Source organism: Butyrivibrio sp. (genome assembly GCF_024699075.1).
This window is the reverse complement of sequence record NZ_JAILQF010000035.1, coordinates 1-8,985: the sequence shown is the minus strand read 5'-3', so window position 1 is coordinate 8,985 and position 8,985 is coordinate 1. Positions and strand designations below refer to the sequence as shown.

Sequence of the window (8,985 nt, the reverse complement as noted above, 5' to 3'; positions counted from 1 at the left end):
CGCCTGCAGAAAGCGGACGGCAGCGGCACACAGACTCTGCGCGTCCATATCCCGGCCGGCATCGACAACGGCAAGTCTGTCCGACTTCGCGGCAAGGGACACATGTCCGCAGACGGCAGCCGCAAGGGCGACGTTCTGCTCAAAGTCACCGTTGAGGAGAGCAGGGAATTTACCAGAAAAGGACAGGATATCTACGCGACAGCGAGCGTTCCTTTCATGACAGCCGTCCTCGGCGGCTAGGCGGAGGTCCGTCTGCCCAACGGCAAAAAGATCGTCTGCAAGATTCCCAAAGGCACGGATGCAGGAAAGAAGATTCGTATCCGCGGTAAGGGAATTCATGCCGAAAAGAGCAGTGCACCGCCCGGTGATCTCTACGTCACTGTCCAGATCCAGGTTCCCAAAGACCTGACTGATGCGGAGATCCGCAAACTCCGTGAATTTGAGACGCTCTATAACGAGAGAACCGCCGACAGGGCGCACACTGCATAAAAAAACAGGACACATATCACCAAAATACAGGCATGCGCAAACCGCATAAAAATAGACATACATCACAAAATGCGGCGGTGCTCATCCGGCATAAAAAGCGCAAAAACAGTATAAACAGCTCATAAAAAACACCAGACAATAGCAATAAAAAGTAATAAAAAACCTCTGCGTCAAGATTCTGATATGATTCCCCTAAAGTAGACAATGGAAATAACCAAAGTCTGTTTTAGGGGGATTTTTTATGGGTAAAAGGAAACACTCCGTAGAGTGGATGATTGACAGAGTAAATGAATATCTTAATGGTAATGGGTCATATAATTCAATTGCCAATGATAATGGTATTAGTCGTACCGCACTTAGAGATTGGGTTGCCGCTTATCGACACCATGGAGCAGACGCATTTATAAAAAACACTGGTAATAAGAAATATGGCCGGGAGTTTAAGATATCCTGCGTAGAAGCAGTTATAAAAGGCGAATTATCCGTAATGGAATGTACCGCGAAATTTGGAATATCTGATCGAAGTACCCTGCGACACTGGATTTCAGAGTATAATGCCAATAGAGAGCTTAAAGACTATGATCCTAAGCGGGAGGTCTATATGGCAGAAGCACGAAGGAAAACCACTATCGAAGAACGCAAGGAAATTGTTAAATATTGTATCGAACATAATCGTGACTACAAAGGCACGGCTTCTTTGTATGATGTTTCATATGCTCAGGTCTATAGCTGGGTGAGGAAATATGATGCAAATGGGGAGGATGCTCTTGTTGACAAGCGAGGGCATCACAAAACGGATGATGAAATCGATGAACTGGACCGTCTACGCCGGGAAAATCTACGTCTTAAGAGGCAGCTCCAGGAAAGGGATATGGCAGTTGAACTGTTAAAAAAAGTGAGAGAACTGGAAAGGATGTGAGACTCGGCAGAACCAGATCAGAGTGTAAATATACAACAATACAATCTTTCTATAAAGAAAAGCATTGGAGCATAAACTGGATGTGTAAGACGCTGGGTGTATCACACGCAGCTTATTACAAATGGTTTCACAGAGAAGTTCCAGAACAAGAATTGGAAGACCATAGAATTGCTGAGCTTATCAGAGAATACGATGATCGCTTTGGTCATATCCTTGGATACAGACGGATGACTCTCTGGATTAACCACTTCAATGGGACTGATTATAAAGTTAAGCGCATACACAGGATCATGAAGGCTATTGGAGTTCATGCGATTATTCGTGCGAAAAGAAAGAAGTATGAACCTTCAACTCCAGAAACTGTTGCAGAGAACACGCTCAAAAGAGACTTTCACGCAAACAAACCTAATGAAAAATGGACAACTGATGTTACTGAGTTTAAGATCCCTGAAGCTAATAAGAAACTGTATCTGAGTGCCATCCTTGATCTTTATGACAGAACGCCGGTATCTTATGTTATCAGTACAAGAAATGATAATGCACTCGTATTTAAAACGTTTGACAAAGCAATAGCTGAAAATCCTGATGCCGCCCCACTTTTTCATTCAGATCGTGGATTTCAGTACACCAGTAAAGTCTTTAAAATGAAGTTACAAGAACAAGGAATGGAACAGTCAATGTCTCGAGTAGGACACTGCATAGATAATGGACCGACTGAAGGATTCTGGGGCATCATCAAGACTGAAATGTACTGCATGTTTGATATAACTGATGAAACTTCACTAAGGAACGCCATAGAGAAATACATGTACTTTTATACCAACGAAAGGCCACAGGAAAGATTCGGTGGAAAGACGCCTGCCCAGGTACGTAATGAAGCAATGCTTACAGATAAGCCTACTGATTATCCCATTCCTGAGAATAAGCGTATCCAGAAGTATAAAGCTAAATGGGCAGCTTAACAAAAGAATAGAAATGAATCCAGAGGCTACTGACCTTGAATAAAGTGCGCCAAGCGCACAAATATCCTTGATCTGCTTGACTACAGATAAAGTAGTCATTAAGCAGACCAAGGATTATAGTGACAGTTCAAACTGTCACCATTTCCAAATCTATATGATTTTAGCATCTAAAAAGGTGACCACCTCTAATGAAGTGATCACCTTTTCTCTTGACTTATTTTGTTTATTTGGCCTATCTACTTGACAGACCCCTGTTCAGTGATCGCTCCGCTGGGTAATTCGTTATTATTTCTTCTTGCCGTTAACAGCATCCTTGAGGGCCTTACCAGCCTTGAACTTAGGAGCAACTGCTGCAGGAATCTTTATAGTAGCGCCTGTCTGAGGGTTCTTACCATTTCTTGCTGCTCTCTTAACTGTTTCGAATGTTCCAAAGCCAACAAGCTGTACTTTACCCTTTTTCTTGAGTGTCTTAGTTACAGCATCAACCAATGCCTTAACTGCTTTTTCAGAATCTTTCTTTGAAAGACCTGTCTGCTTTGCGATTGCATCAACGAGTTCTGCTTTGTTCATCTGTTTTTCCTCCGTCTTTTATTAGGATTTATAACAACTAAGCACATTCTAGCACTATATAATCAGAAAAACAAGCACAAATAAACGATTTGAGATAAAATATTCGGAATTTTTTACTATATGACTGGATTTGTACAATTATTGCTTTCGAAAAGCACTTATATACAAGGAATAGGAGCTTAGTAGTATAATGATTTTTGGTATAGATTGCCTGTTGTAACATAAGCATGATTTATTTCTAAAATAAGGTGTTGACTTTGCCCTTGTGGCAGCCCTTAACATATGAGCTGACAGTATAAAACACAAGTCTTGAAAGCTGAAAATAATTATGCTTGAGTTTTATTTTGATAATTGATATTAATTATTTGAGAAAATCTGATGCGTAAATGCGGAGAGATATTCTGAATTTGATCAAGAATCATTACGTTTATTTGACATAAAAAAGGAAGATTTAAATGATTTGTATTATTTGTGCTCTATATCCTGAAGCGCAGCCTTTTATAAAAGCACTGGAGCTAAAGCAGGATAAAGCAAATAAATATTATAAAAAGTATAATAATGATGAAAAAGATATATGTCTGTATATAACAGGACCAGGACCTTTGAATGCGGCTACGGCGGTAGGTTATGTTTTTTCAGAAAATGAAACTTGTCTTGATAGTATTTTGATGCTTAATATTGGTAGCTGTGCTCTTATCAGTAAAGGAGATACCGGATCCAAGGGACTTTATCTTTGTAATAAACTGGTTAATATAGACAGTGGAAGAGCTTTTTATCCGGATATGCTATTAAGATCTGATCTTGATGAAGCCATGATCCTAACAGGAAGTAAGATATATGAAGCTGAAAATGGGCTTGATCAAGGCTTTTGGGACGTTTCAAAAGATCCTTATGGTGAATACTCAACTACTGTTTTGTATGACATGGAGGGAGCTGCTGTTTATGAAGCAGCATCACATTTTATAGGACCTCATCAGATGCATTTTCTTAAATTTGTGACAGATAAGGGAGATGGCAGAATAACGGCAGATTCTGTCAGATCAAAGGCAGAGGATTCTTTAGACGAAGTTATCAATTATATTGAAATGCTTAAGGATCATAATCATTTTTTGGATGATACAAGTATAGATAATGCTGAAGAAAGTCGGCTTTGTAAAGAACTTCACGCGTCAGTATCTATGCAGTTTCAGATAAGGCAGCTTTTAAGATATGCAGATGTAGCAGGGATAGACTATAATACAATGCTTTCAGATCTGCGAAATAAGCAAATGCTTCCTTGTAAAGATAAGCGGCAGGGCCTGAGAATCCTTGAAATAATAAGGAAATATATATCAGACGGAGATGTGATTGATAAACACTCCGAGAGTATGCACAGGGATTTTGTTTGGAAGAGAGATTTATAGTGATTAATATAGAGAGATCCTTTGGAGGTAGCGTTCAGGGTGCCTTCAAACATATTTATATAGAAAAAGAAATACTTAATAACCAAAGAGTAAAGTCAATCATAGAACACTTTCCAGATTCTCGTATTATTGTGATCGATCATTATAAAGATGTTTTTAACAGAAAGAGGCAGGATTTTATTCTTCAGCATTCATCAAGGAATCTGATCCTTGCTGCTAAAAAAGGACGTCTTGTGTATGATGGAGCACCGGTTTGTCAGGATTTTGGTAATAGCCACTTTTATTATACTTCTTGTATAATGAACTGCCTGTATGACTGCGAATATTGCTATCTGAAGGGAATGTATCCGTCAGGAAATCTTGTTATATTTGTAAATATTGAAGATATTTTTAAAGAGGTTGAAGAGCTCTTAGAAAAGTTTCCTGTGTATCTGTGCGTATCTTACGATACTGATCTTATGGCAATCGATAATCTTACAGGATTTGTTCTGGAATGGACAGAATTTACTAAAAAACACAAGAATCTGACAATAGAGATACGTACAAAGTGTGGCAGAAAAGATCTTAATATAGAGCCTTGCGACAGAGTGATCTTTGCATGGACAATTTCACCTGAACCGGTAATAGCAAAGTTTGAGCATGGTTCTGCCAGTATGAGGCAAAGGCTTGAAGCGGCGTCACATTATCTTGAAAGCGGATGGCCTGTCAGACTTTGCTTTGATCCTATGATATATATACCTTCATGGAAAGATATATATGGAAAAATGATACGGGATGTTCAAAAATCAATCGATATGGTTAAAATCAGGGATTTTAGCGTTGGAAGCTTTAGAATATCAGAATCTTATCTTAAGAAGATGAGAAAAGCAATGCCATTATCAGCGGCTGTTCAGTATCCATTTGTACTTGATGAAGGATACTATCATTATCCTGATGATCTTGTTGATGAGATGGAGATTTTTTTGACAGGCGAGATAAGAAAAATATGTCCTGATGCTGAAATATTCAGATGGGCGGAATGATCAGTAATACTTATTAAAGGAGTAGTATGAGCGAAAATAAAAATGTCATTCTTACAGGTGCATCATCAGGCATAGGAGAGAAGATTGCTCTTATGCTTTGCTCTACGGGATACAGAGTTTTTGGTATTGGAAGAGACTTTGAAAAGACAGACAAGGAGCTTTTAAATAATTCATTATTTGAAAAAATAGTCTGTGATATTACCGATACTAAAGATCTTACATATAAAGTCAAAGAGATCAGGAAGGAAGCGGAGATTGGCATTTTGATCAATAATGCAGGATGCGCCTGGTATGGACTTCATGAGGAGATTGGTCCTGATAAAATCAGTAAAATGGTAAGAACCAATCTTGAAGCTCCAATGATACTTGCACAGATGCTTCTAAGAGACTTTAAGAAAAATGGTGGAACTATCATAAACATCTCATCTGTAACTGCGATTTCATCTTCAAATCCTCATGGCGCAGCTTATGGTGCCATAAAGGCGGGACTTCTTAGTTTTGGTAACAGCATTTTTGAAGAAGCAAGAAAATACGGCGTAAGAGTCACAACTATAATGCCTGATATGACAAGAACAAATCTATACAGAAACGCTGACTTTGAAGCGGATGATGCGGTAGATGCAGGCCTTGATCCAAAAGAGGTTGCAGAAGCGGTAAAGTATATCCTTGAAAGACCTTACGGAGTAGCGATACCTCAGATGGTTATAAGACCTCAGCTTCACAGAATAAAAAGAAAATAAAATAATCAAATTGCAAGGGAAGTAACTTATTAGTAAGCGAGAAGTTTGAGTATAAAAAAGGCAGTACATGAAATTCATGTACTGCCTTTTGAATGTCTGTGTTTAAACAGGTGGATTAGTTGTTGAGTTCAACTTCATCCCATGTATCACGAGGAACAAGAGCTACATATGTCTTACCTGTGTTGATCTGGAGCTCCTGTGAGTAAGAAGAATCTGTGAAGTAGTATGTAAGAGCATCCTGTGATCCCTTGATCCAGTAGATCGGGATGCACTGACCCTTTGTAAGGTAGTAACCTGTGCACTCTTCACCACTATCAAGATAGTTGTATACGAGGTATCCGTTCTCATCGAGCTGTGAGTGGCTTGTATTCTGAAGGATTACATTATCGAATGCAAGTGGCTCATCATCTTCAGCATCGAGATGGATTTCACCATATTCATAGTATTCATACATCTGTGTCTCTTCGTTGTACTTAAGAGTTGAGCTGTTGTGATAGAAAGGAAGAACAACTTCTGTAACGTCAGAAACTTCTGTTCCCTCTGCTGAAAGATCTACTGTTGTACCATAATCTGTAAAGTAGAACTTCTCGCCATCATCAAAACGATTCTCATTGTATGTTGTTGAGATGCTTGAATTTGAGAATGCACTGTCAAGATCTCCTGATACGATATACTCTGTAAACTCACGTGACTTACCATTGTTTACACGAGAGAAGATACCTGAGAAGTGATCTGCGAAGAGATCCTGTGCGAAGTAGCTGTCGTTGTAGTAAGGACCACCATCGTGGCAAAGTACTGCGTTGAACTCAGCAGCAAGTACGATGTTTGTAGGTCTTGTACTTCTGATACTTCCGAGCTGTTCAATAGACTCCCAGTCCTTGAAGATGCACATAAGACGTGTGATACGGTTGTTCTTAGTGCTGTTCATAAGCTCATAAACGATGTCTGCTTCAGCTGTTCCGTAGTGAGGAAGAGCTGTAAGTTCGTTGTCAACCATAACAGCGATAGGACGCTGGTCTTTTAAAGACTCGTCGATAGGCTCGCCTGTTAGTTCGCTAAGGTACATTCCTTCAGGAACTTCGGTTGTTGCAACTTCTTCTGCGACCTCTTCAGTAGAAGTCTCTGTTGTAGCTGAAACAGTAGGTGTTTCAACTGCAGTTGCTGATGATCCGATACCAGATGTCTGAGTGCTGTCATCTGAACCACATCCTGCGATCATAGCTGCACAAAGACCTGTTACAAAAAGAGAAGCAAATCTTTTTTTCATAATCAATACTCTTTCTGACTGCCGTTTAGTAAAATAGGGGAAGACAGTCCGTTTAGTTTTGTGGCAGGAAAAAACCTGCCTATCTATTTTACCAAAAACAAATTTATGGTACAACCTTTATCTGAAATTAAACTGAAAATAAACTATTTAGGTACGATGCATGGTCCGTGGCAGTGTGGTAAAAAGGATTTTACAAGTACTGCCCCCATGCATGGATGCATGGTTTGGGGCAGTGTGGTAGAATGTTAAAGTAAAACAATAAATAGTGAGGCGTACCATGAGTAATATTACAGATAATCTAGATGCAGTTGAAAAGAAGATTCAGGCAGCATGTGACAGAGCACAAAGGTCTCGTGATTCTGTAACACTTATAGCTGTAAGTAAGACCAAGCCGGTATCTGATATAAGAGAGGCTATGGATTACGGAATAAAAGTTTTTGGAGAAAATAAAGTTCAGGAGCTTCGTGATAAGACTTCCAAGATCAAGGAAGATCTTCACTGGCATATGATCGGACATCTTCAGAATAACAAAGTTAAATATCTTCCGGGTATGGTAGATATGATACATTCTGTAGATAATCTAAAGCTTGCACAGGAGATAGAGAAGCAGGCAGCAAAGCATGATATTGTTATGGATATTTTGTGCGAAGTGAATATGGCAGGAGAAGACACCAAATTTGGTCTTACTCCCGAAGAATGTATACCATTTGTAGACTCTATCAAAGACTTTGAACATATAAGAATACGTGGTCTTATGACTATTGCTCCTTATACAGAAGATCCGGAGTCTAACAGACAGTATTTTAAAGGACTTAGAGAACTTCTTAATAAAGCTAATGAGATGAAGCTTACTAAAGAGCCTATGGATACTCTTTCAATGGGTATGACCGGCGATTATGAGGTTGCAGTAGAAGAGGGCGCAACACTTATACGTGTTGGCACAGGAATTTTCGGCGAAAGAAATTATGCTGTATAATTAAAATGATGCAAGGGTCAAAAGTCATTTCGATTCGAGCTTGCTCGAAATCGAATATGAATTTATGACCCGCAAAACATGAGCAAAGTAGCACGTAGTGCGGATTTGCGAATGTTTTAGGGCGCAAGACATCCGGGGGATGTCTGTTTTGCGCCGACCGGAGTGGAACGTAGATGTGAGAGTTTCGAAGAAACGGAACAATCCGTTAGTCATAAGGTGTCAAAAGGAACTTTTGACACCTACCTCATAATATTTGAATAATACCAATATAAGTGAGATAGAGCTGCGTTAGCATCGATTTTATAACGAGCAAAAAGCGAAGCGTTTGCGAGTTTAATAAAGGAGGATAGCTGAAATACAATGAAAAAATATATTAAAGCAATAGAAATAATCCTGCTAGCCTTAATAACAGATTATTTATTTCTTCTATCATGTCTAACGGGTGTATGGGGCTTTTTGCTTCTACTTATCCTGCTTCCGTTTTTGTGCAGTATTTTGTTTTATATGATCATTCAGTCTCCATCGTCAAAAGAGAAAGTGGTTTTCACTCTATTCCGGCTGGTATTATTGTTTGCTTTGGCGAGATTTTTTGATACGAGATATCTCGGAGGCGAAGAAGGAATATTCTTAAGCTATG

At 39.3% G+C, this 8,985-nt stretch carries 9 protein-coding genes and 1 pseudogene; 8 read left to right on the top strand and 2 right to left on the bottom strand.

The window, feature by feature from the left end; genetic code table 11:
* Window positions 1-3 precede the first annotated feature (3 nt).
* The 3 genes and pseudogenes from K6G87_RS19765 to K6G87_RS01155 all read left to right on the top strand — a co-directional run bounded on the left by K6G87_RS19765 (window position 4) and on the right by K6G87_RS01155 (window position 2,370).
* Window positions 4-489: pseudogene (locus K6G87_RS19765) on the top strand (DnaJ C-terminal domain-containing protein).
* Between the two features lie 241 nt (window positions 490-730).
* Window positions 731-1,408, top strand: coding sequence for a helix-turn-helix domain-containing protein (locus K6G87_RS01160; RefSeq protein ID WP_296832732.1), 678 nt, complete (start codon window positions 731-733; stop codon window positions 1,406-1,408).
* On the top strand, window positions 1,405-2,370 hold the full coding sequence (locus K6G87_RS01155) for an IS3 family transposase (protein WP_296832729.1): 966 nt from the start codon (window positions 1,405-1,407) through the stop codon (window positions 2,368-2,370). The genes K6G87_RS01160 and K6G87_RS01155 overlap by 4 nt, the downstream gene beginning before the upstream one ends.
* A 285-nt stretch (window positions 2,371-2,655) precedes the next feature.
* On the opposite strand, the gene K6G87_RS01150 is transcribed toward K6G87_RS01155, so the two are convergent.
* On the bottom strand, window positions 2,656-2,940 hold the full coding sequence (locus K6G87_RS01150; RefSeq protein ID WP_296832727.1) for an HU family DNA-binding protein: 285 nt from the start codon (window positions 2,938-2,940) through the stop codon (window positions 2,656-2,658).
* A 455-nt stretch (window positions 2,941-3,395) separates the two neighbouring features.
* On the opposite strand from K6G87_RS01150, the gene K6G87_RS01145 reads away from it, so the two are divergent.
* Genes K6G87_RS01145 through K6G87_RS01135 form a run of 3 tightly spaced genes read left to right on the top strand, consistent with a single transcriptional unit; the run spans window position 3,396 to window position 6,105 of the window.
* On the top strand, window positions 3,396-4,343 hold the full coding sequence (locus tag K6G87_RS01145; protein ID WP_296832724.1) for a hypothetical protein: 948 nt from the start codon (window positions 3,396-3,398) through the stop codon (window positions 4,341-4,343).
* Window positions 4,343-5,365, top strand: a complete 1,023-nt coding sequence (locus tag K6G87_RS01140) for an SPL family radical SAM protein (RefSeq protein WP_296832721.1) — start codon at window positions 4,343-4,345, stop codon at window positions 5,363-5,365. Before K6G87_RS01145 ends, K6G87_RS01140 begins: the two co-directional genes overlap by 1 nt.
* Window positions 5,366-5,391: 26 nt before the next feature.
* The gene (locus tag K6G87_RS01135; RefSeq protein ID WP_296832718.1) at window positions 5,392-6,105 is read left to right on the top strand and encodes an SDR family oxidoreductase; all 714 of its coding nucleotides are present in this window, start codon (window positions 5,392-5,394) and stop codon (window positions 6,103-6,105) included.
* 115 nt (window positions 6,106-6,220) lie between these two features.
* On the opposite strand, the gene K6G87_RS01130 is transcribed toward K6G87_RS01135, so the two are convergent.
* The gene (locus tag K6G87_RS01130) at window positions 6,221-7,372 is read right to left on the bottom strand and encodes a DUF3048 domain-containing protein (protein WP_296832716.1); all 1,152 of its coding nucleotides are present in this window, start codon (window positions 7,370-7,372) and stop codon (window positions 6,221-6,223) included.
* Between the two features lie 277 nt (window positions 7,373-7,649).
* On the opposite strand from K6G87_RS01130, the gene K6G87_RS01125 reads away from it, so the two are divergent.
* Both K6G87_RS01125 and K6G87_RS01120 read left to right on the top strand, forming a co-directional pair.
* On the top strand, window positions 7,650-8,348 hold the full coding sequence (locus tag K6G87_RS01125; protein WP_296832713.1) for a YggS family pyridoxal phosphate-dependent enzyme: 699 nt from the start codon (window positions 7,650-7,652) through the stop codon (window positions 8,346-8,348).
* Window positions 8,349-8,708: 360 nt separating this feature from the next.
* Window positions 8,709-8,985, top strand: a 277-nt coding sequence (locus K6G87_RS01120; protein WP_296832710.1) for a hypothetical protein, incomplete at its 3' end; no start/stop codon positions are given.